The sequence below is a fragment of the Stappia taiwanensis genome, from assembly GCF_014635285.1.
GTDB classification, from domain to species: domain Bacteria; phylum Pseudomonadota; class Alphaproteobacteria; order Rhizobiales; family Stappiaceae; genus Stappia; species Stappia taiwanensis.
In genome coordinates, this window is record NZ_BMCR01000003.1 from 276,337 (window position 1) to 295,962 (window position 19,626).

At 67.1% G+C, this 19,626-nt stretch carries 20 protein-coding genes, 1 tRNA gene, 1 pseudogene and 1 riboswitch; of the genes and pseudogenes, 20 read left to right on the forward strand and 2 right to left on the reverse strand.

Annotation, left to right across the window (positions count from 1 at the left end; translation table 11 throughout):
* Positions 1-138 precede the first annotated feature (138 nt).
* Positions 139-215: transfer RNA gene (locus IEV83_RS08655), tRNA-Arg, on the forward strand.
* 118 nt (positions 216-333) lie between these two features.
* Here the strand turns inward: IEV83_RS08655 and IEV83_RS08660 are convergent.
* Positions 334-1,281: a LysR family transcriptional regulator gene (locus IEV83_RS08660; RefSeq protein WP_181760935.1), complete on the reverse strand. Its 948-nt coding sequence runs from the start codon at positions 1,279-1,281 to the stop codon at positions 334-336.
* 137 nt (positions 1,282-1,418) lie between these two features.
* Here IEV83_RS08660 and nhaC point away from each other — a divergent pair, with 137 nt between their 5' ends.
* The 5 genes and pseudogenes from nhaC (at position 1,419) to IEV83_RS08680 (ending at position 5,885) form a co-directional block, all read left to right on the forward strand.
* Complete coding sequence (gene nhaC, locus IEV83_RS08665) at positions 1,419-2,819, forward strand: Na+/H+ antiporter NhaC (RefSeq protein ID WP_181760934.1); 1,401 nt, start codon at positions 1,419-1,421, stop codon at positions 2,817-2,819.
* Between the two features lie 70 nt (positions 2,820-2,889).
* Positions 2,890-3,702, forward strand: a complete 813-nt coding sequence (locus tag IEV83_RS08670; protein WP_181760933.1) for a hypothetical protein — start codon at positions 2,890-2,892, stop codon at positions 3,700-3,702.
* A gap of 178 nt (positions 3,703-3,880) precedes the next feature.
* A pseudogene (locus tag IEV83_RS20460) lies at positions 3,881-4,027 on the forward strand (hypothetical protein); the annotation flags it as partial.
* A 38-nt stretch (positions 4,028-4,065) separates the two neighbouring features.
* A complete protein-coding gene (locus IEV83_RS08675) occupies positions 4,066-5,328 on the forward strand; it encodes an asparagine synthetase B family protein (protein WP_209003053.1) in 1,263 nt (420 codons plus the stop codon).
* Between the two features lie 23 nt (positions 5,329-5,351).
* Positions 5,352-5,885 carry a GNAT family N-acetyltransferase gene (locus IEV83_RS08680; RefSeq protein ID WP_181760932.1) on the forward strand — a complete coding sequence of 178 codons (534 nt, stop codon included), beginning with the start codon at positions 5,352-5,354 and terminating at the stop codon, positions 5,883-5,885.
* Between the two features lie 13 nt (positions 5,886-5,898).
* On the opposite strand, the gene IEV83_RS08685 is transcribed toward IEV83_RS08680, so the two are convergent.
* Positions 5,899-6,228, reverse strand: coding sequence for a hypothetical protein (locus IEV83_RS08685; protein WP_244628118.1), 330 nt, complete (start codon positions 6,226-6,228; stop codon positions 5,899-5,901).
* Positions 6,229-6,779: 551 nt separating this feature from the next.
* Between IEV83_RS08685 and IEV83_RS08690 the strand changes: the two genes are divergently transcribed.
* The 14 genes from IEV83_RS08690 (at position 6,780) to IEV83_RS08750 (ending at position 19,517) form a co-directional block, all read left to right on the forward strand.
* Positions 6,780-7,670 carry a TauD/TfdA dioxygenase family protein gene (locus IEV83_RS08690; RefSeq protein WP_181760931.1) on the forward strand — a complete coding sequence of 297 codons (891 nt, stop codon included), beginning with the start codon at positions 6,780-6,782 and terminating at the stop codon, positions 7,668-7,670.
* 91 nt (positions 7,671-7,761) lie between these two features.
* Positions 7,762-9,411 carry a GMC family oxidoreductase gene (locus IEV83_RS08695; protein ID WP_244628119.1) on the forward strand — a complete coding sequence of 550 codons (1,650 nt, stop codon included), beginning with the start codon at positions 7,762-7,764 and terminating at the stop codon, positions 9,409-9,411.
* 3 nt (positions 9,412-9,414) lie between these two features.
* Entirely contained in the window at positions 9,415-9,918 is a 504-nt protein-coding gene (locus tag IEV83_RS20055; RefSeq protein WP_209003054.1) for a GNAT family N-acetyltransferase, read from the forward strand.
* A 55-nt stretch (positions 9,919-9,973) separates the two neighbouring features.
* The gene (locus IEV83_RS08700; protein WP_181760930.1) at positions 9,974-11,383 is read left to right on the forward strand and encodes a DUF8614 domain-containing protein; all 1,410 of its coding nucleotides are present in this window, start codon (positions 9,974-9,976) and stop codon (positions 11,381-11,383) included.
* Between the two features lie 58 nt (positions 11,384-11,441).
* On the forward strand, positions 11,442-12,608 hold the full coding sequence (locus IEV83_RS08705; protein ID WP_181760929.1) for a hypothetical protein: 1,167 nt from the start codon (positions 11,442-11,444) through the stop codon (positions 12,606-12,608).
* Between the two features lie 31 nt (positions 12,609-12,639).
* Positions 12,640-12,742: riboswitch (TPP riboswitch) on the forward strand.
* 102 nt (positions 12,743-12,844) lie between these two features.
* Complete coding sequence (gene thiD, locus IEV83_RS08710; RefSeq protein ID WP_181760928.1) at positions 12,845-13,723, forward strand: bifunctional hydroxymethylpyrimidine kinase/phosphomethylpyrimidine kinase; 879 nt, start codon at positions 12,845-12,847, stop codon at positions 13,721-13,723.
* Entirely contained in the window at positions 13,720-14,712 is a 993-nt protein-coding gene (gene thiO / locus IEV83_RS08715; RefSeq protein ID WP_181760927.1) for a glycine oxidase ThiO, read from the forward strand. The genes thiD and thiO overlap by 4 nt, the downstream gene beginning before the upstream one ends.
* The gene (thiS, locus tag IEV83_RS08720; protein ID WP_181760926.1) at positions 14,706-14,903 is read left to right on the forward strand and encodes a sulfur carrier protein ThiS; all 198 of its coding nucleotides are present in this window, start codon (positions 14,706-14,708) and stop codon (positions 14,901-14,903) included. The genes thiO and thiS overlap by 7 nt, the downstream gene beginning before the upstream one ends.
* A gap of 1 nt (position 14,904) precedes the next feature.
* Complete coding sequence (locus tag IEV83_RS08725) at positions 14,905-15,678, forward strand: thiazole synthase (RefSeq protein ID WP_181760925.1); 774 nt, start codon at positions 14,905-14,907, stop codon at positions 15,676-15,678.
* Positions 15,675-16,313 carry a thiamine phosphate synthase gene (locus tag IEV83_RS08730; protein ID WP_181760924.1) on the forward strand — a complete coding sequence of 213 codons (639 nt, stop codon included), beginning with the start codon at positions 15,675-15,677 and terminating at the stop codon, positions 16,311-16,313. The genes IEV83_RS08725 and IEV83_RS08730 overlap by 4 nt, the downstream gene beginning before the upstream one ends.
* Positions 16,314-16,347: 34 nt before the next feature.
* A complete protein-coding gene (locus IEV83_RS08735; protein ID WP_181760923.1) occupies positions 16,348-17,283 on the forward strand; it encodes an ABC transporter substrate-binding protein in 936 nt (311 codons plus the stop codon).
* Between the two features lie 10 nt (positions 17,284-17,293).
* Positions 17,294-17,992, forward strand: a complete 699-nt coding sequence (tenA, locus tag IEV83_RS08740) for a thiaminase II (RefSeq protein WP_181760922.1) — start codon at positions 17,294-17,296, stop codon at positions 17,990-17,992.
* A gap of 2 nt (positions 17,993-17,994) precedes the next feature.
* A complete protein-coding gene (locus IEV83_RS08745) occupies positions 17,995-18,750 on the forward strand; it encodes an ABC transporter ATP-binding protein (RefSeq protein WP_209003055.1) in 756 nt (251 codons plus the stop codon).
* Positions 18,747-19,517 (forward strand): ABC transporter permease, encoded by a 771-nt coding sequence (locus IEV83_RS08750; protein WP_181760921.1) that lies wholly within the window; start codon positions 18,747-18,749, stop codon positions 19,515-19,517. Before IEV83_RS08745 ends, IEV83_RS08750 begins: the two co-directional genes overlap by 4 nt.
* Positions 19,518-19,626 lie beyond the last annotated feature (109 nt).

Genomic DNA, 19,626 nt, shown 5'->3' on the forward strand with positions numbered 1-19,626 from the left:
GGCTCAAAAAAATTCGATGGCCGCGCTTGCAATCCCCGGGGGACCGGAGTAGAGGTAGCGCCCTGTTGGGGACGCAAGTCACCCACCGCTTCCAACCCGGCCCGGCCGGAGCAGTTTGGAAGCAGATGAAAATGGTACGCGCCCGTAGCTCAGCTGGATAGAGCACCAGACTACGAATCTGGGGGTCAGAGGTTCGAATCCTTTCGGGCGCGCCATTCTCCTTCATTTGCCTGATGTCTCTCAAAAAATCAGCGCTGCCCGGAACTGCTCGCGCCATTTGTCCGCGCAGCGGCCAGCCGCTGCCGTGCGGTCACCGCTGTTCCGTTCAATCGTTCAGTCGGTTGGGCGGAAATCCGCGAGCCGCGCCTCGAAATGGCCGATTTCCATGGCGGTTTCCGCCAGCCAGCGGCGAAAGGCGGGCAGGCTGTCGTTGGCGCGGGCCTGCGGATTGACCACCAGCGCATAGCCGCAGGGGCTGACGGTGCGTGGCGGCATCAACGGCACCAGCTTGCCCTCGGTGATGGCATCCATCACCAGCGAGCTGCGGCCCATGGCGATGCCCTGGCCAAGCTGTGCCAGCTCCAGCGAAATGTTCGACTGGGAGTAGCGCTGGATGTCGCTCCATTCGAGTTGCACCCCGTTCGCCATGCTCCAGACCCGCCAGGTATCGACCGTGTTCTGCCCCTCATCGGTGGTCTCGCCAAGCAGCGGCAGCGTGGCGATGCGCCGTCCCAGCTCCGCTTCGTCAGGGCTTGCGAGCAAGCCGTGCTGGCGGGCGAAGCGCGGTGCGGCCACCGGATAAAGATGCTCGGTGAACAGGAATGCCTCGCCCGGCCGGACGGAATAGACGATGCCCACATGCGCGAAGCTGCGATCGAAATCGGTGGTGTCGATCACCGACTTGACGGTCAGCCGAACCTGGGGGTGCGCCTGCCGGAACCGGTTGAGGCGCGGCAGCAGCCAGCGCACGGAAAAGCCCGGCTGCACGGCGATCACCAGATCCGTGCCGGCATCCCGGCTCTTTTCTTCCTCGATGGCTTGCTGAATATGCCCGAAGCCGTGCCGCACCGCCTGTAGCAGCCGGCGTCCGGCATCGCTGAGGGCAACGCGTCGGCCGCTGCGCTCGAACAATCGGAAGCCGACGGTCTGCTCCAGCAGCTTGATCTGCTGGCTGACAGCGCTTTGGCTCACCGACAGCTCGTCGGCGGCGGCGGTGAAGCTTTCCAGCCTTGCGCAGGCTTCCAGCACCCGCAGGGCCCGCACCGAGGGAATGTTGATCATCCGGTGTCTCGCTCCGGTCGGTCATTGTTAATTCATTAGGTAGATATAATCATATTATTAGATATTGAATATTTTTTCTAATTCATCTGCGTGCTACCCCTCCCGCTCTTGTCTGTCGGAACTCAAGGGAGGGTGAGATGACCGAACCGAACAAGCTGCCTGGCTTTTTACATGCACTGGTGACCTTTGGCGCGATCGTGGTGGTGATCGGCTACGGCCTGTTCGTGCTGGAGGCGAGCCTGCACAGTCTGATGCTGATCTGTCTGCTGATCGCCGGTATCAGCGCCTGGATGCTCGAAAGGGGAGGGTTCGAGCCGATCCGGGATGCCATGAATGCCGGCATCAGCCGTGCCTTCGGCGCGATCTACATCTTCATCCTGATCGGCGTCTTGATTGCCGCGCTGATCCAGGCCGGCTCCGTCAGCGCGTTGATTTCCTATGGTCTGCAGGTGATTTCCCCTGCGGTCTTCCTGCCGGCCGGGCTGATCCTGTGTTCGGTCATGTCCATTGCCACCGGTACCAGCTGGGGCACGGTCGGGACCGCCGGCGTGGTGCTGATCGGCATCGGCGGGGCGATGGAAATCCCACTGCCGCTGGTGGCCGGGATGATCGTCTCCGGTGCCTGTTTCGGTGACAAGATGTCCCCGGTTTCCGACACCACCAACCTGGCGGCGATGTCCTCCGGGACCAATCTCTATGCCCATATCCGGTCGATGACCTACACCACCGGCCCGACCTATCTGATCGTGCTGGCGATCTTCACGGTGCTGGGGCAGGGCTACGCGGCCAATCCGATGCCCGCCGAGCGGTTGCTTGAGCTGACCACGGCCCTGAATGACGCCTATGTCATCAACCTCCTGTGCCTGCTGCCGTTCGTGGTGATGATCGGCCTGAGCCTCGCGCGGGTGGCGGCGGAACCGGCGATGATGGCGGCGGCATTGGTCGCGGTGGTTCTGGCGGTTCTCATGCAAGGGGCGGATTTCACCGCGGTGCTGAACGCGCTTTACGGCGGCGGCAAGGGGGCGACCGGGGTGGAGGCGCTGGACAGCCTTTTGTCGCGCGGCGGCATCGCCTCGATGATGTGGACCTTGTCACTGGCGCTGATGGCGCTGGCGCTCGGCGGCATCCTGCATGGGTTTGGCTTCCTGCGGGTGCTGATCACCACGGTGCTGCGCCGGGTCAGGTCCACCGTCGGGCTGGTCGCCACCACCATCGTCTCCTGCCTCGTCGGCAACATGACCATGGGCGAGGCCTATATGACCATCATCCTCGGCGGCCAGCTGTTCGGTGATGCCTATGACGCCCAGGATATCGACCGCACGGTGTTGTCTCGTTCGCTGGAAGAGGGGGCGACCCTGACCACCACGCTGATCCCCTGGACCACCGGCGGCGCGTTCTTCGCCAGCACCCTCGGTGTCAGTGTCATCGACTATGCGCCCTGGGCCCTGCTGAACTGGATGAACCCGCTGTTGTCGATCCTGTTCGCCGCCTTCGGCATCGCGATCTTCCGCCGCAAGCCCGGCGCGGCCCTTGCGTAACCCGCCGACGCCATGGCCGGCAGGGGCGCATGGCCCCTCCGGCCCGTCTTTTCCCTGAAGGAGTATCCCCATGACCGCTTCCGCCTATCCGCTGGAGATCGATGCCCTGGTGATGACGCGCAACCTGCCGGACGACCTCATTCAGGCCATTCCGGTGCTGATGGTCAATCGGCAGGGCGACAGCGAGAGCGCCTATATGCGTACGGAGAATTTCCTCGGCCATGTGGAGCCGGGCCGGGCCTATCGATTGACGCTCTCCGGTTTTGCCGAAGCTGACGGCGAGGAGCCTGAGCCGCTGCCCGAACCGGCGGAGCCGCCCCATTGCATCCTGCGCGGCACCTGGAACGAGGCCGTCGACCTGACCATTCGCGATGCCAATATCCTTGGCGGCAACGGCCGCTACACCCTGCCGGAGGGCGAGGAGGAACTGGTGGTGCCGGTCGCCCCGGCGACGGCGGAAAACCTGGCTTACTATGGCTGCCAGTTGCTGAAGGTGGGGGAGGTGACCCGCTTCGTCTCCACGGACAATCTGCCGGTGACCATCACGTCGGTCGGACGGGACTATCCGGAAGGCTACCTGCTGCAGCCGGAAAAGGGCGGTGGTGCCTATCTGGAGGTGCATGACCGGCCGCATTTTCACATGCCGCTGGAGGAGGACGCGGGCGGTTACCTGATCATCGGCAAGCGGGATGCGGCGGGCGTGCAGCGGGTCTCAGCCTTCCAGGTGCCCTTTGGCCATGGCATCCACATGGCGCCCTGGGCAATCCACAGCGACGCCTATCTCGTCGGTCGTTACATGGTGATCTATTCGGCAACGCCGGAATTCTCCACGGTGATCCTGCGCAAGGCCGATGGCAGCCTCGCCCCCGTTGCCTTCCGCTAGGAGACCGCCTGACCATTCCCATACCCTCGCCCATGGATGGGGCCGGCTGGCTGCGCGAATTTGCCCTTGCGTCACTGGGGAATTGCAACCAATGATAGGTTAATTCTGTTTATGCTCGCGCATACCTCCCAAGTGTCATCAAGCGAAGGGGGCTGCGCGGGCGAAAGCTGGAGCCGTCATGGGTGGTCTGGTGGGCTGGGTGGATTTTCGCGGCGGATTGGCCGGGCAGGAAGCGCTCCTGCGCCGCATGACCGCGACGTTGGCCCATCGGGGGCCAGACGGGCAGGACGTCTGGTTGTCCGATTATGCTGGGCTCGGCCATTGCCGCCTTGCGGTGGGGGCGGGCGCAGCAACGCGCAGCCGGTGCGTATTGGTGCCGACCGGCACGCGCGGGACGATGACGGTGAGGCCGCCATCGTCGGCGTTCAGACCGGCGCGCTCTACAATCACGAAGAGCTGCGGCGGGATCTGGAGCAGCGCGGCATTCGCTTTGCCGGACGGTCCGAAACGGAAGTTCTGCTGCGGGCCTATCGCCAATGGGGCGCCGATTTCGTGGGCCGGCTGGAGGGCATGTTCGCCTTCGCGATCTGGGACGCGGGCCGGCGGCAGCTTCTGCTCGGGCGCGACCGTTTCGGCATGAAACCGCTCTACTATCATGCGTTCCGGGACGGTTTGCTGTTCGCCAGCGAGCCCAAGGGCATCATGGCGCATCCGCGCTTCGTTCGCCGGCTCGATCTCGACCGGCTGCCGATGGTGTTACAGCCGCGTCTGGCGCTTCCCGGTGAGACCCCGCTTGCCGGGTTGCATGAGCTGCCTGCCGCCCATCTCCTGACCGTGACGGAAGCCGGAACCGCGACCCGGCGCTATTGGCGGCTGGTCAGCGCGCCCCATGGCGATGATTTCGCGGCAACGGCGGGCCGGGTGCGCGGCCTGCTGGAGGACAGCGTTGCCCGGCAGGCGGGCGCGAGCGCGGGCGCGGCGCTCGGCGCCATGCTCTCCGGCGGCATCGATTCCACCTCCGTCGCCGCGCTGGCCTCGGCCGCGCGCCGGCGGCAGCGGCCGGATGCCGCGCTTCCCACCTTTTGCCTGCGCTTTGGCGGCGACGCGGCGCATTTCCAGCCGACCGAGCTGCGCCCGGATGTGGATGCGCCCTTCGCGGCGGAGGCGGCCGCGTTCCTCGGCTGCCGGCATGAAAGCGTGACCGCCGCCGCCAGCGATCTGCCGGCGGTGATCCCCGCCACGCGCCGGGCGCGCGATCTTCCCGGCTGGGGCCAGTTCGATGCCTCCATGTATCTTCTGTTTCGTGAGGTGCACCGCGATTGCAAGGTGGCCCTGACTGGCGAGGCGGCGGATGAGTTCTTCGGCGGCTACCCGCATGTGCAGGATCCGGAGTACGACCGGGCGCTGTTGCGCGAGGCCCATCGGCTCGCCAATGATCCGGGCTCGGCGATTGCCGGCCTGTTCGACACTGGCCGCCTCAACGGGCTGATCGCCGCCGTCGGCGACGACCCTTCCGGCGCCATGCGCGCGCGGGCCTTTCCCGGCGGATCGAGCGCGCCGCACCTGTTGATCCAGCTGCTGGAACTGGGCCGCTGGGTCGAGGACTACAGGGTTCCACTGGGATAGCTGGGGCGCGGGAGGGGGAAGACATGGAGCAGGACGCAATGGAACCCGACACGATCGGGCGGCCGGCGCCGGCAGGCGGACTGCGGATCCGGTTGGCCGTTTCCGACGATGCGCCGGCCATTGCCGACCTGGTACGCCGGGCCTTCGCGCGGCAAGCCGTTGCGGTGATGCCGCCGCCCTCGGCGCTGGGGGAGACCGGCGGGCGCATCGCCGCGCATCTGGCCCGGGATGGCGGGCTGGTCGTCACGGTTGGATGCGAGATCGTCGCCGCCTGCCTCTGGACCGTGACGGGAGGCGACATGTATCTCTCCCGCGTGGCGGTCGATCCGCAGTGGCGCCGGCGCGGCATCGCCCGGGCGATGCTGGTCGAGGTACGTGAACGGGCCCGAGCCGCTGGTCTGGCGCGCATGACCCTGAAGACCCGCATTCTGCTTGAGGGCAACCGGCGGCTCTTTGCAAGCTGCGGCTTTCGCGAGATCGCCCGTCACACTCATGAGGGCTACGACCAGCCGACCTCGGTGGAAATGGCGCTGCTTCTGGAAGACGGAGCGGCGTGAAGCGCGTCTCCGGTCAGCGGTCCTTCGGGCGCGCGGCGATGATTTCGGCAATCCGCTCGGTGTCGCTGGCTTGAAGGTGTCGGCCGCGATCGAGGATCTCGATGGTATATTCCTCATAGGTCAGCCCCAGCCGCTCCGCCCGTTTGATGCGAAACAGGGCGACGTCGCGCGACACGCTCGCCAGCGCCGCCTTGCGGGCCTTCTTCCAGGTGAAATAGCTGCCGACCGGGCCGGTGCCCCATTCGGGCCGATGCTCGTCGTCAAGCGGCGGGCCGCCGTTGTGGCCGATCAGTGCCGGAGCGATGGGGGCCAGATCCATTGAAAGGGATGCGCCGCGAAACATTCCAGGGCTCTCCGCTGCCAGGGGTCTTTTCTGCCAAGGCTCTTTTCCGACTGTCGCATACCGCCTGCGGCGACCGGGTGACCCTCTCGGCATAGCCCGCTTGCGCAGGCACCGCAATGCCGCCGGATGAGGCGGTAAATCCGGCCGCCTCCTTTTTGTGCAGATCTTGCGCGTATCCCCGCTTGTCCCCGATGTCCGGAGCCGCGCCGGACAGACGCGCCCTGTCAAAATGTCGGGGGGCGCGAGAGCGTGGAGCGGGAGCGAAGAGCGGTTCGCCGTCGGCGGGTCGGGAAAGGCGCCGTAGACGGCGCGAAAGGCGTGGGACCTGCACAAATTTCCTTCGGATTGCGCAAATAATTCGCAAAATTGGCGCGGGATTTGGCCGAGTTGCACCAAGCAGAGCCGGTTGAGCCGAACCGGATGGCGATGGGTCTCGGTAAATCTAACGCTGCGGCAGGTTTTGGTTGACAGTATCGCCCTTGCATTGCAGCGTGTTTAATGTTGCAATCTATAGGGGTATGTAGTCGCGCCCGTCGCATCGGAGGCCGGACATGCTTGAACTCATTCCGCTGGTAGATCGCATCGGTATGGAAGTCCGGGGAGTGGATGTGACGGGGCCCATCAGCTCCGGGGATTTCGAGCGGATCTACCAGGCCTGGATCGACAACACGATCCTGCTGTTTCGCGATCAGCACATGACCACGACCGAGCAGATCGCCTTCACCCGGCGGTTTGGCGAGGTGGTCAGCTACACGCGTAAGCAGTTCGCTGAAGGCAGCGAGCCGGAAATCCTGATCCTGTCGAACATCAGCAAGGATGGCAAGCCGATCGGCTCGCCGGTCAGCGGCCGGGTGTGGCACACCGACGGGCATTACCTTCCCGAGCCGCCGGCCGGCTCGCTCCTCTATGCCCTGGAAACGCCGGCTGAGGGCGGGGATACGCTCTTCGCCAATATGTTCGCCGCCTATGACGCGCTGCCGGAGCCGGTGCGGGCGCGGATCGAGGATCTGCAGGTGGTCATCAGCCGGGTGCAGTCGCGCCCCTACAACTATCCGGATCGTCCGCCGGTTACCGAGGCGGAGCGGGCCGAATGGGCGGATGTGCCGCAACCGATGGTGCGGTTCCATGAGGAGGCCGGGCGCAAGGCGATCTACGCCGGCGGCAACGTGCCCTGGCGCATTGTCGGCATGGATGAGGCGGAAAGCGCGCCGCTGGTGACCTTCGTGCAGGAGTTCTCGGTCCAGCCGCGCTTCACGTATCGGCACAAGTGGCGGCCCGGCGACATCATCCTGTGGGACAACCGCAGCGCGCTCCATCGGGCCACCCCTTATGACTTCGCTGGCAGCCGCAGGCTGATGCATCGCACCACGCTGGCGCCGCGCCGGGCGGTGCCCGAGGCGCGAACCGGAGGACGGGAGCACGGCGCGGCCATGGCCGGATGACGGAACGCCTCGACGGGGAGGCCGCCCGGCAAGGCGCATGGCGCGGCCCGGCGGCGTGACGGGCAGGTAGAAGGCGGGGAAGGGGGACAGCGTGATCACGGAATGTGACTATGCGATCATCGGCGCCGGAGCGGCCGGCTGCATCCTCGCCGCCCGCCTCAGTGCAATCGCCGGCGCCCGGGTCCTGCTGCTGGAGGCCGGCGCCCGCCGCCGTTCGCCGCTTCTGTCGATCCCGGCCGGAGAGACCTGGCTGCTCGGCAACCCGCGCTATGACTGGCGCTTCGAGACCGAACCGGATCCGAGCCTGTACGGCCGACGCCTGAAGATCCCGCGCGGCCGCCTGCTCGGCGGCTCGAACGCCATCAACGGCATGATCTTCGTGCGCGGTCAGCGTGCCGATTTCGACGACTGGGCGGAAGGCGGCGCGGACGGCTGGGGCTGGGACGATGTGCTGCCGTACTTTCGCAAGCTGGAGGACTGGCAGGGCGGGGAAAGCGAGACGCGCGGGGTCGGCGGCCCGATCCGGGTCGAGCTGCCGCGTCAGCGCGAACCCTTGTGCGATGTGTTTCTGGAGGCGGCCCGCCAGACCGGATTTGCCGCCAATCCGGACTACAACAGCGGGGATCTGGAAGGCTTCGGCTATTACCAATGCACCCAGCGTCGGGGGCGCCGGGCGTCGGTGGTGGAGGGATATCTGACCGGCGCCCGTGCCCGCGCCAATCTGGCGGTGGAGACCGAGGCGACGGTGACGAGCCTGTGTTTCGAGGGGTGCCGCTGCACCAGCCTGCGGTATCGGCGCGGCGGCGAGAGCCACACCGTCACCGTGACGCGCGAGGTGATCCTGGCCGCTGGAACCATCGGCTCGCCGCAGATTCTGGAACTCTCCGGCATTGGCGAACCGGGGCGCTTGATGCGTGCCGGCATCCATGTGCATCACGCCCTGTCGGCGGTTGGCGAGAACTTTCGCGATCATCTCGCCGCACGCCTGCGCTGGCGGGTCGGCCAGCGCGTCACCTTCAACGAGCGTACCCGGGGACTGGCCCTCGCCGGCCAGATTGCGCGTTATCTGACCACCCGGCGCGGGGTACTCAGCCTGCCCATCGCGCTTGGCTTCGGCTTTGTCCGCAGCACGCCGGGCGAGCCGGTGCCTGACCTCCAGTTTCATTTCGCTCCGGCCAGTTACGGTCCCGGCTCGACCCGGCGGCTCGACCGCCACCCGGGCATGACCCTTGGCGTCTACCCCTTGCGGCCGGCCTCGCGCGGCAGCGTGCATGTCGACGCCGCCGACCCACTTGGGCCGCCGGTGATCGAGCCGCGTTTCCTGTCCGAGGATGAGGACAGACGTCGGTTGATCGCCGGAATCCGCATCGCCCGCCGCATTGTCGCGGCGCCGGCATTCGATGGCTATCGCGGGGAAGAAACCGCGCCGGGGGAGCATCTTTGGGACGAACGGTCGCTGACCGACCATCTCAGGGGCAGCGCCGACACCTCCTATCACCCGGTCGGAACCTGCCGCATGGGCGCGGGGGGCGGGGCGGTGGTCGACCCGCGCCTGCGGCTGCGCGGCCTGTCGGGCCTGCGGGTGATCGATGCCTCGGTGATGCCGACCATGGTCTCGGGCAACACCCAGGCGGCGACCATGATGATTGCGGAAAAGGGCGCGGCGATGATCCGCGAGGAGGCTGGAGCGCGGCCATCACATGCGGCCCGCACAAGTGCTCTGGCGGGAGAGGGGGGCTAGCCGATGAACGGGATCGTTCTGCAGTACAGGATCGTCAGGGCCGGACCGACCCTGCCGGGGATTGCCGCGCTGCTTGCCGCGTCGGAAGTGCATGCCCATGCGCTCTATCCGCCGGAAAGCGTTCACATGCTCGATGTGACCGAGCTCACCCGGCCGCATGTGCGCTTTCTCGCGGTGACCTGCAGCGAGGGGATCGCCAAGGGGTGCGGTGCATTGGTGCTCGACCGGGCCTCCCGCACCGGCGAGCTGAAGCGCCTGTTCGTCGCGCCCTCGGCCCGGGGACGAGGGCTCGGCGCGATGCTGCTCGGCGGCCTGGAGGCGGAGGCGCGGGTGGAAGGCTTGCAGGCGATCCGGCTGGAGACCGGCATCGAACAACCCGAGGCGCTCGGCCTTTACGGCCGCTTCGGCTACCGCCGGCGTGACCCGTTCGGCGACTACCGCCCCGATCCCCTGAGCGTGTTCATGGAAAAACGGCTGCTGCCGGACGCGGAGGGGAACAGCGGCTGATCTGGCGCAGGGAAACGCAAAAGCGGGTGGGGACATCCGGCAAGGAGAGAGGCAGATGACAGGCGGGCGGTTCGATCATCACGGCAATCGCCAACGGGCGGGGAGCTACAGGGGCTGGCGTGGTGTCTTCTGGCCGCCAGCCGATGGCTACCGCGTGCTCTGTCTGGATATCGGCGCCGAAGCCCCATCGCTCGGCAGTGCCTTCGAGGAGGACATGGCGCATCTGGCGGCGCTGATCGAGAGCGAATGGACGGCCTGCAAGCGGCAGGGCGTGCCGGGACGGACCCGCCTGCGCGACCCCGAACCGATTGCCGCCTGCCTGCGCAAGCTCGCGGCGCGGCTGCCCGCGCAAAACGACCGGCAGGCGCTGAGCCTGCGCGCCAATGCGCTTGAAACCGGCTATGACGCCGCCGCTTTGGCGCAACTGGCGGAGATCGATGAGGAGATCGCCTTCGTTGCCGGGCAGATCGCCACCTGGTACGGCAAGCAGACCGGCGGTCTGCCGACCGCTTTCGGCTGTCGCCGTGATGAGGCCGCCCGCGCGGCCGTTGCCAAGGCACGGGACATGCAAGGCGAGGTTGGCGACTGCCTGCGGGGCCTGCGCGCTGGCCTGACCCTTGGCGAGGTGCCCGCCTTTGCCCCGAGCCGGGTGTTCCTGATGGCCGGCGAGGGCAATCGCCTCCCCAAGCACATCGCCTATTTTCTGCCGGAGGACGAGGGGGTGAAACGCTCGCCCTTCAAGAAGAGCTATTACTTCACCAACACCCACCGGGCGCTGATCGACGCGGTGTCGCTGCCGCTGGCTCGCCGCCTGCTCGATCTTGGTTCGCCATTTCCCGAGGAGGCAAGCGGCTTTGGCCAGATCCCGACCCTTGGCGTGCTGGCCCATGAATTCGGTCATTTCGTCCATCGCCCGGAGACGGAGTTCGCCGCGCTGAATGCCGCCGATCGCTGGAACTCGGTGGTGCTGCAGGAGGTGGCGGCGGATGTCTTTGGCGTGTTGATCCTGGCCGAGGTGCTGGCGCCGGCACTGGATCTGCCGCCCGAGCAGGTGCTGGGCTATCACCTTGCCGAAACGCTGCGCTATGTCGACCGGGGACTTGGGCTCTTCCCCGACAGCGACGGCATGTATCTGCAACTGGGCTATCTGACCGCCTTTGGCGTGCTGGCCTTCGCGGAGGCGGGGCCGGACGGCCGGTCTGCCCCTTGCCTTGTCGGCGATCCGCAGGCGGTGCTGGCCGGTTTCCGCTCGCTGGCCCGGGTGCTGGCGGACACGTTGCTGGCCGGGGAGGTGGACCGTAGCCTGGCGCTTTGCCGCGACTTCGGCCCCGGGGCGGGGACGGAGACCGCCCGGAGGCTTGCGCCGCTGCTTGAGCATCTGGCCGAAGGGCTGCCGACGAGTATCGACTATCGGCAGGAGCAAGCCGTGGCCGAAACGGGGGCTCGGGTGGCCATCGCAAGCTGACCGGCTTCGTGCCGCAGGAGGGGGCGCCGCGGTGCGATCTCTCGACAGGAGGACGTCGATGACGCAGACAGCGGGAATGGTATCCCTTCGCCAGGAGCTTGGCCGAGTCCGGGACTACTACTGCACGCGGCGGGCGGTGGATGGCCAGCGGCAACGGAGCATCTACGAGATCTGGGAGGCGGGGGAGGCGTTCAACGATTCCGTGACCCCGTCCACCTATTGCCCGGACTATCGCAGCCACATGGTGCTGAAGATCCTGTCTTTGACCGAGGCAGGCGACAGGGTGTTTTCCTTGGGCTGTGGCAATGCCTTCGTCGAAGGCGATCTGGAGCGCGCGGGCCGCCCGGTCCGGGCGATCGACTGCAATCCGGAGGCGGTGCACTTGGCGACCGGCAAGGGCATGGAGGCGTTCACGGCGGATTTCTTCGATCTGCCGAATGGGGCGCTGATGGGGTTCGATGTGGTCTATGCGGACGGGTTCCTCGGCCATGTGTTTCAGGCCGAGGGCGAATTGACCGGGTTCTTCGAGAAGCTGGCGATGCTGGCGCCGCCGCCCGGATGCTGGCTGGTGTTGTCCAACGATGCGCCGCTGAGCCGGGAGGCGCTGGTGGAGCCGCACCCGCGCGTGGAAGATTTCTGGCTGCTGTCGCGCCGCTATCTCGATACGGTGCTGGGCCGGTTCGGCTTCGAGACCTCAGAGCAATATTACTTCCCCTACCAACGGCCGATGGAGTGCGGGCGCTATGTCACCGGCCCGCATGGGGTGCTGGTCGCCCGGGTGGTCAACCGGATGGCGAAGGAACGGCAGATCGTCGGCCTCGATGCATCCATGTCGGCACTGATGCGGCCGGGCTTTTATCGCGGCGCCTATCACCACATCACCTTGCCCTTCGTCGCGCCGGGCGCCCGCGCGCCGGTCACCGTCGATGTGGTCGGCTCCCTGTGCGAGAACATCGACCGGTTCGCGGTTGACCGCTCCTTGCCGGACCCGCGCGTGGGCGATCTGGTTTATATCCACGATACCGGCGCCCATGGTCATGCCATGGGCTTCACCTACAATGGCCGCCTGCGCCCAGCGGAACTGCTGTTGACCGAGGCGGGCGAGGTGCTGGAGATCCGCCGCGCGGAAACCTTCGCCGATTACACCGGCACGCTGCGCTGGGACCCGGTTGCCGTCGGTCCGGCCCGCCACGAGACCTCTGCGATACCCGCTGCGGGTGCTTGACCGCAAGGTCGCCGTCTCCTATCGTCGCCGACATCATTCGTTGGGGTGCCGAAAGGCTGAGAGGCGCGTTGAAGCGTCAACCCACTGAACCTGATCCGGGTCATGCCGGCGGAGGGAACGGATATTTGCCAAAAAGGCGCGAGGCCCCGAGAACGGGCCGCGCCGTGTATTGGCGCTAGTCTTTCTCCATGCCAGCAAGATGCCGGATCGCCCAGACAGAATGTGGGTGAAACGGAATGCGACGAGATCAAGCTTCAGGCGCCGTCGGAGAGAACGGGCAGGGCATTGCCGCGCCGGCCCGATCCGCGCCGCCAGCCATTGCGCTGACCATTGCCGGCTCGGACAGCGGCGGCGGTGCCGGGATCCAGGCGGACCTGAAGGCGTTTTCCGCCCTTGGCGTTTATGGCGCCAGCGTGATCACTGCCGTCACCGCCCAGAACACCCGCGCCGTTACCCGGGTGCATGACATTCCCGTCGATGTGGTGAGCGCGCAGATCGCTGCCGTGCTCGACGATCTCGACGTGGCGGCGGTGAAGATCGGCATGCTGTCCTCGCCGGAGATCGTCGCGGCGGTTGCCGATGCGCTCGCCGGTTTTTCAGGGCATGTGGTGCTCGATCCGGTGATCGTCTCCAAATCGGGCGCGAAGCTGCTGCGCGACGAGGCCATCGCCGCCCTGCGCGAGCGACTGATCCCGCGCGCCAGCCTGATCACCCCGAACCTTCCGGAAGCGGCGGCGCTGCTGGGTGTGGACCCGGTGCTGGACGCCGCTGGGGCGGAGCGGCAGGGGATGCAGTTGCAGGCGCTTGGCCCCGCCGTCCTGATGAAGGGTGGGCACGGGGAAGGCGCTGAATGCACCGATATCCTGCTTCGGACAGGCGAAGCGCCGCTGCGCTTCACCGCGCCGCGACTGGAAACCGCCAACACCCACGGCACCGGCTGCACCCTGTCGGCGGCGATTGCCGCCGAATGCGCCAAGGGCGCTGATCTGGCCGAGGCGGTGCGTGCCGCCCATGCCTATCTGCATGAGGCGATCCGCGCCGCCGACACGCTGAAGGTCGGTGCGGGCCATGGTCCGGTGCATCATTTCTACCGGCAATGGGAGCTGCACCAATGAAGGTCTCGGTCATCGGCGCCGGTGTCGTCGGACTGGCCTGCGCCAGCGAATTGCAGGCGCGTGGAGCCCAGGTCACCATCTATGAACAGGGCGAGAGCGTCGGCGACAGCGCCTGCTCCTGGTGGGCCGGTGGCATGCTGGCCCCCTGGTGCGAGCGTGAAAGCGCCGAGGAGCCGGTGGAACGGCTCGGCGCCGAGGCGCTCGACTGGTGGGACACGCGCGTCGGCGGCGTGGAGCGCAACGGCAGTCTGGTGCTGGCGCTGGGTCGCGATGCGGGCGAATTGCGCCGCTTTGCCCGGCGGACCTCGGAGTATGAGGAGATCGACGGGACGCGGGTCGGGGCCATCGAGCCGGATCTTGCCGGTCGTTTTGGCGCCGGGCTCTACTTCGCCGGTGAGGGGCACCTCAACCCGCGCCGGGCACTGGCCGATCTCGCCAAGGGACTGGCCGCGCGCGGGGCCGAGCTGTGCTTCGGCTCGGCCATGGAGCCGGACAACGCGCCGGGCGATGCGGTGCTCGACTGCCGGGGGCTGGCCGCCCGCGACGTGCTGCCGGGCCTGCGCGGGGTCAAGGGCGAGATGCTGGTGATCCGCAGCGCGGATGTGACCCTCTCCCGCCCGGTGCGGCTCCTGCATCCGCGTATTCCGCTTTACATCGTGCCGCGCGGCGACGGGGTCTTCATGGTCGGCGCGACCATGATTGAAAGCGATGACCGCACGCGGATTTCCGCCCGCTCCATGCTGGAGCTGCTCGGCGCCGCCTATGCGCTGCATCCGGCCTTCGGCGAAGCGGAAATCCTGGAAACCGGCGTCGATGTGCGCCCCGCCTTCGCCGACAACCTGCCGCGCCTTGTTCGTCACGGCAATGGCCGCGTTCTGCATGTCAACGGCATGTACCGCCATGGCTTCCTGCTCGCCCCGGCGGTTGCCCGGATGGCCGCCGAGGCCGTGCTCGATGCCACCGCTACCCCGGAGTTTTTCCAATGCTGATCAAGGTCAACGGCGAAGCGCGGAGCGTGGAGCCGGATACGCTGTCCGCCGTGCTCGACGCGCTTGGCTATGGCGAGGCGATTGTCGCCACCGCCCTCAACGGCGAGTTCGTGCCGGTGGAGGCGCGCACCGAAACCCGGCTGCGCGACGGCGACCGGCTCGAAATCCTCGCCCCGATGCAGGGAGGCTGAGATGCTGCGTGTTTATGGCGAGGAGATCGCCAGCCGGCTGTTGCTCGGCACGGCCCTTTACCCTTCGCCGGCGATCATGGTGGAGGCGGTGCGTGCCTCCCGCGCGCAGATCGTCACCGTCTCGCTGCGGCGGGAAGCGGGCGGCGGCGGCGCCGGGCAGGATTTCTGGGCGCTGATCCGCGAGCTTGGCGTGCGCGTTCTGCCCAACACCGCCGGCTGCCATTCGGTCAAGGAGGCGGTGACCACCGCGCAGATGGCGCGGGAGGTGTTCGGCACCCCCTGGATCAAGCTTGAGGTGATCAACGACGCGGAAACCCTGCAACCGGATGTGTTCGGTCTGGTCGAGGCGGCGGGCATCCTGACGCGCGAGGGGTTCAAGGTGTTTCCCTATTGCACCGAGGATCTGGGCGTTGCCGACCGGCTGCTGACCGCCGGATGCGAGGTGCTGATGCCCTGGGGCGCGCCGATCGGCTCGGCGCGCGGGCTCAACAATGTCTATGGCCTGCGCTCCTTGCGCGCCCATTTCCCGGATGTGCCGCTGGTGGTGGACGCCGGTCTTGGCGTGCCCTCCCACGCGGCGGCGGCGATGGAGCTTGGCTATGACGCGGTGCTCTTGAACACGGCGGTCGCCAAGGCCGGCGATCCGGCGGCGATGGCCAGCGCCTTCGCCCTTGCCGTGGAGGCGGGACGCACCGCCTTCGAGGCCGACCCCATCGAGGCCCGCGACATGGCCGCCCCCTCAACGCCGGTGCTTGGAAAGGCCTTCCTGGAATGACCTTCGATCCGTTCTATCCGATTGTCGACAGCGCCGACTGGGTGGCCCGGCTGGTGCCGCTCGGCGTCAAGCTGATTCAGCTCCGCATCAAGGACCGCGATCCGGAAACGGTGCGGGCCGAGGTGCGCCGCGCCGAAGCCCTGTGCCGCAAAGCGGACTGCCTGTTGGTGGTCAACGACTACTGGCAGATTGCCATCGAGGAAGCTTGCCGCTGCGTGCATCTGGGGCAGGAGGATCTGGACGAGGCGGATCTCGGCGCGATCCGCGCCGCCGGCCTCCGGCTCGGCCTCAGCAGCCACGATCACGCGGAGCTCGACCGGGCGCTGGCCGCCCGGCCCGACTACATCGCTCTCGGGCCGGTCTATCCGACCATCCTGAAGAAGATGAAATGGACGGAACAGGGGCTCGACCGGGTCAGCGAATGGAAGCGCCTGGTCGGCACGATCCCGCTCGTTGCCATCGGCGGCATGAGCGTGGAGCGCGCGCCGGGCGCCTTCGCCGCCGGTGCCGATATCGTCTCCGCCGTCACCGACATCACCCTCAATGCCGATCCGGACGCGCGGGTGCGCGCCTGGCTCGACGTGACCCGTAACCCCGGTTCGGGGGCGCCTGCGCCCGCCGGACAGCCGGCCTGATCAACCCGACACACCTGACAAGAGGCTCATTCCCATGCGTATTCTGGCCCTGCTCGCCGCGCTTGCGATCGCCATGCCCGCCCATGCGGCGGACAAGATGACGTTGTTGCTCGAATGGTACGTCAACCCGGACCACGGTCCGATCATCGTTGCACAGGAACTCGGCTATTTCGCCGACGAGGGGCTGGAGGTGGAGATTGTCGCCCCGGCCGATCCCAGCGCGCCGCCCAAGCTGGTTGCCGCCGGTAAGGCGGATCTGGCGATTTCCTACCAGCCCCAGGTGCATTTGCAGGTGCATGAGGGCATGCCGTTGAAGCGGGTCGGGACGCTGATCGCCAGCCCGCTCAACTGTCTGATGGTGCGCGACGAAGGTCCGGTGAAGACCATTGCCGACCTGAAGGGCCGCAAGGTCGGTTATTCGGTCGCCGGCGTCGAGGAAGCGGTGCTGAAGGCGATGCTCGCCAAGAACGGCATGAGCATGGACGATGTGGAGATGGTCAACGTCAACTGGTCGCTGGCCCCGTCGGTCATGTCCGGCCAGGTCGATGCGGTGATCGGCGCCTATCGCAATGTGGAGCTGAACCAGATGGCGATCGAGGGCGTCAAGGGGCGCTGCTTCTTCGTCGAGGAAGAGGGCGCGCCGAGCTACGACGAGCTGATCTACGTCGCCCATGCGGACACCATGGACAAGGACAAGATCGCCCGCTTCCTGTCGGCGACCGAACGGGCGATGCAATACATCGTCAATCACCCGCAGAAGAGCTTCGAGATCTACTCCGGCACGGCCAAGGAACTGCAGGACGAACTCAACAAGCGCGCCTGGTTCGACACCATCTCCCGCTTCGCCCTGCGCCCGGCGGCGCTGGATGCGGGCCGCTATGAGCGGTTCGAGGAATTCCTGCTCGAATACGGCCTGATCAAGGAAAAGCGCCCGGTGGCCGATTTCGCCATCGACGTGACCGCGAAGTAAGGGGGCGAGAATGACCTTCCACACCACCGCGCCGGATTTCGGCTCCACCGTTTTCGCCCGCTGGCGCGCCGAAGCCGGCGAGGACTGGCACGCCTACACCCGCCATGCCTTCGTGCGCGGTCTTGGCGATGGCAGCCTGCCGCAGGCGAATTTCCTTCACTACCTGGTGCAGGACTACATTTTCCTGTTCCATTTCGCCCGCGCCTGGGCGCTGGCGGTGGTCAAGGCGGACAATATCGCCGAGGCGCGTCTTGCCGCGTCGATTGTCGACGGTCTCGTCAATCATGAGATGTCGCTGCATGTGGACATCTGCGGCAAGGCGGGCATTGCCGAAGAGGCGCTGCTGCAGGCCGAGGAAGAACGCGAGAACCTCGCCTACACCCGCTATGTGATCGACGCTGGGCTGTCCGGCGACTTCCTCGATGTGGTGGCGGCGCTTGCCCCTTGCGTCTTCGGCTATGGCGAGATCGGTGCGGCGCTCGCGGCGGAGGCCGCCCCGGATGCCACCTACCGGCAGTGGATCGATACCTATGCCGGCGAGGAGTATCATGACATGTGCCGCCAGGTCGGCGCGCTGGTCGATGCGGCGGTGGAGGCCCGTCTCGGGCCCGATCCGCAGTCTTCCCCGCGCTGGGCCATGATCAGCCGCCGGTTCCAGGCCGCGACCCGCCTTGAGGTCGGCTTCTGGGACATGGGGCTAAGGGGATAGACTTGAAGCACGTTCATCCATCTTCCGCGCAGGTGCCGGCTCCCGGCCTGCGCCTGCGCGGGGATTTCGATCACGCCGGCGTGCCGCTGTTTCGCGATCTCGATCTGACGGTCGCGGCCGGCGGCTGGACCTGCCTGCTCGGGCCCTCCGGGGTCGGCAAGTCGACCGTGTTGCGGCTGCTCGCCGGGCTTGAGACCGGCGGCAGCTTCACCGGTGAGATCGGCGCCGACGATGGCGGACCGATTGCCGGGCGCATTGCCTTCATGGCCCAGACCGATCTGCTGGCGCCCTGGCTCGATGTGCGCGGCAATGTCACGCTCGGCGCTCGCTTGCGCGGCGAGACCCCGGACGCGGCGCGCGCAGAGGAGCTGATCGCCCGGGTCGGGCTGGCCGATCATGTGCACAAATGGCCGGCGAGCTTGTCCGGCGGCATGCGCCAGCGGGTGGCGCTGGCGCGGGTGCTGATGGAGGATCGTCCCATCGTGCTGCTGGATGAGCCCTTCGGCGCGCTGGACGCCCGGACCCGGGCGGAAATGCAGGAACTGGCGTTCGAAACGCTCACCGGGCGCACGGTGCTGCTGGTGACGCACGATCCGGCGGAGGCGGTGCGCCTTGGGCACCACCTGTTCATCCTGTCGGAAAACGGTCTCAGCGAATGCGCCGGGCTGGAGAACGAGCCGGTGCGGGCCGTCGATGCGCCCGAAACCATCGAGATGCAGGTGCGGCTGTTCCGCAGCCTGCGGGGAGGTGTGGCATGACCCGTCGTCGGTTGCTCGATGGACTGCTGGCCGCCACCGTCGCCATTCTGCTGTGGCAGGCGCTGGTCTGGATCACCGGGGTGCCGCCCTTCATCCTGCCCGGACCGCTGCGGGTCGCCGGAAGCCTGGTCGACAATGCCGGCCTGATCCTCGACCACGCGACGATCACCGTCGCCGAGGTGCTGATCGGCCTGGTGCTCGGCGCGCTGTTCGGCGCGATGACGGCGCTGCATCTGATGATCTCGCCGCTCGCCCGCCGGCTGGTTCTGCCGGTGATGGTGTTCAGCCAGGCGATCCCGGTGTTCGCGCTGGCGCCGATCCTGACCCTGTGGTTCGGCTACGGCATGGCCTCCAAGATCGTCATGGCGCTGCTGATCATCTATTTCCCAGTGGTCTCAACCTTCTATGACGGCTTGCGCCGCACCGATCCGGGGCTGCTGGATCTGGCCCAGACCATGGGGGCCCGGCCACGCCGGACCCTGTTTTTCCTGCGGCTTCCGGCCGCGCTTCCGGCCTTCGGCTCCGGCCTGCGGCTGGCTGCGGTTTACGCGCCGATTGGCGCGGTGATCGGCGAATGGGTCGGCGCCTCGCGCGGGCTCGGCTACCTGATGCTGCTGGCCAATGGCCGAGCGAAGACGGACCTGATGTTCGCGGCGATGTTCGTGCTGGCGGCCTTTGCCGTGCTCCTCTATGCCGTCGTGTCGGTCATCACCCGGCGCATGGTTCGGTGGTCCGATGAGACCGTCGAGGCGACCCCGCGCGCCTGACGGGGTGATGATCCGATAGAGCACCTTTGCCCCGGGGGCGGCGCCCCTCCCGCCCTCGGGTGCCCGGAGGCAGGGGCGATTGTCCTTGCCTGCCGTGATATTGGCCGTT

What these genes read in the sequence shown, in the direction of transcription:
- IEV83_RS20055 (WP_209003054.1), top strand. Translation starts at nt 9,415, where the DNA reads ATGAACGGGATCGTTCTGCAGTACAGGATCGTCAGGGCCGGACCGACC.
- IEV83_RS08685 (WP_244628118.1), bottom strand. Translation starts at nt 6,228, where the DNA reads ATGTTTCGCGGCGCATCCCTTTCAATGGATCTGGCCCCCATCGCTCCG.
- nhaC (WP_181760934.1), top strand. Translation starts at nt 1,419, where the DNA reads ATGACCGAACCGAACAAGCTGCCTGGCTTTTTACATGCACTGGTGACC.
- IEV83_RS08700 (WP_181760930.1), top strand. Translation starts at nt 9,974, where the DNA reads ATGACAGGCGGGCGGTTCGATCATCACGGCAATCGCCAACGGGCGGGG.
- IEV83_RS08705 (WP_181760929.1), top strand. Translation starts at nt 11,442, where the DNA reads ATGACGCAGACAGCGGGAATGGTATCCCTTCGCCAGGAGCTTGGCCGA.
- IEV83_RS08725 (WP_181760925.1), top strand. Translation starts at nt 14,905, where the DNA reads ATGCTGCGTGTTTATGGCGAGGAGATCGCCAGCCGGCTGTTGCTCGGC.
- IEV83_RS08730 (WP_181760924.1), top strand. Translation starts at nt 15,675, where the DNA reads ATGACCTTCGATCCGTTCTATCCGATTGTCGACAGCGCCGACTGGGTG.
- tenA (WP_181760922.1), top strand. Translation starts at nt 17,294, where the DNA reads ATGACCTTCCACACCACCGCGCCGGATTTCGGCTCCACCGTTTTCGCC.
- IEV83_RS08750 (WP_181760921.1), top strand. Translation starts at nt 18,747, where the DNA reads ATGACCCGTCGTCGGTTGCTCGATGGACTGCTGGCCGCCACCGTCGCC.
- thiD (WP_181760928.1), top strand. Translation starts at nt 12,845, where the DNA reads ATGCGACGAGATCAAGCTTCAGGCGCCGTCGGAGAGAACGGGCAGGGC.
- IEV83_RS08690 (WP_181760931.1), top strand. Translation starts at nt 6,780, where the DNA reads ATGCTTGAACTCATTCCGCTGGTAGATCGCATCGGTATGGAAGTCCGG.
- thiO (WP_181760927.1), top strand. Translation starts at nt 13,720, where the DNA reads ATGAAGGTCTCGGTCATCGGCGCCGGTGTCGTCGGACTGGCCTGCGCC.
- IEV83_RS08680 (WP_181760932.1), top strand. Translation starts at nt 5,352, where the DNA reads ATGGAGCAGGACGCAATGGAACCCGACACGATCGGGCGGCCGGCGCCG.
- IEV83_RS08670 (WP_181760933.1), top strand. Translation starts at nt 2,890, where the DNA reads ATGACCGCTTCCGCCTATCCGCTGGAGATCGATGCCCTGGTGATGACG.
- IEV83_RS08735 (WP_181760923.1), top strand. Translation starts at nt 16,348, where the DNA reads ATGCGTATTCTGGCCCTGCTCGCCGCGCTTGCGATCGCCATGCCCGCC.
- thiS (WP_181760926.1), top strand. Translation starts at nt 14,706, where the DNA reads ATGCTGATCAAGGTCAACGGCGAAGCGCGGAGCGTGGAGCCGGATACG.
- IEV83_RS08660 (WP_181760935.1), bottom strand. Translation starts at nt 1,281, where the DNA reads ATGATCAACATTCCCTCGGTGCGGGCCCTGCGGGTGCTGGAAGCCTGC.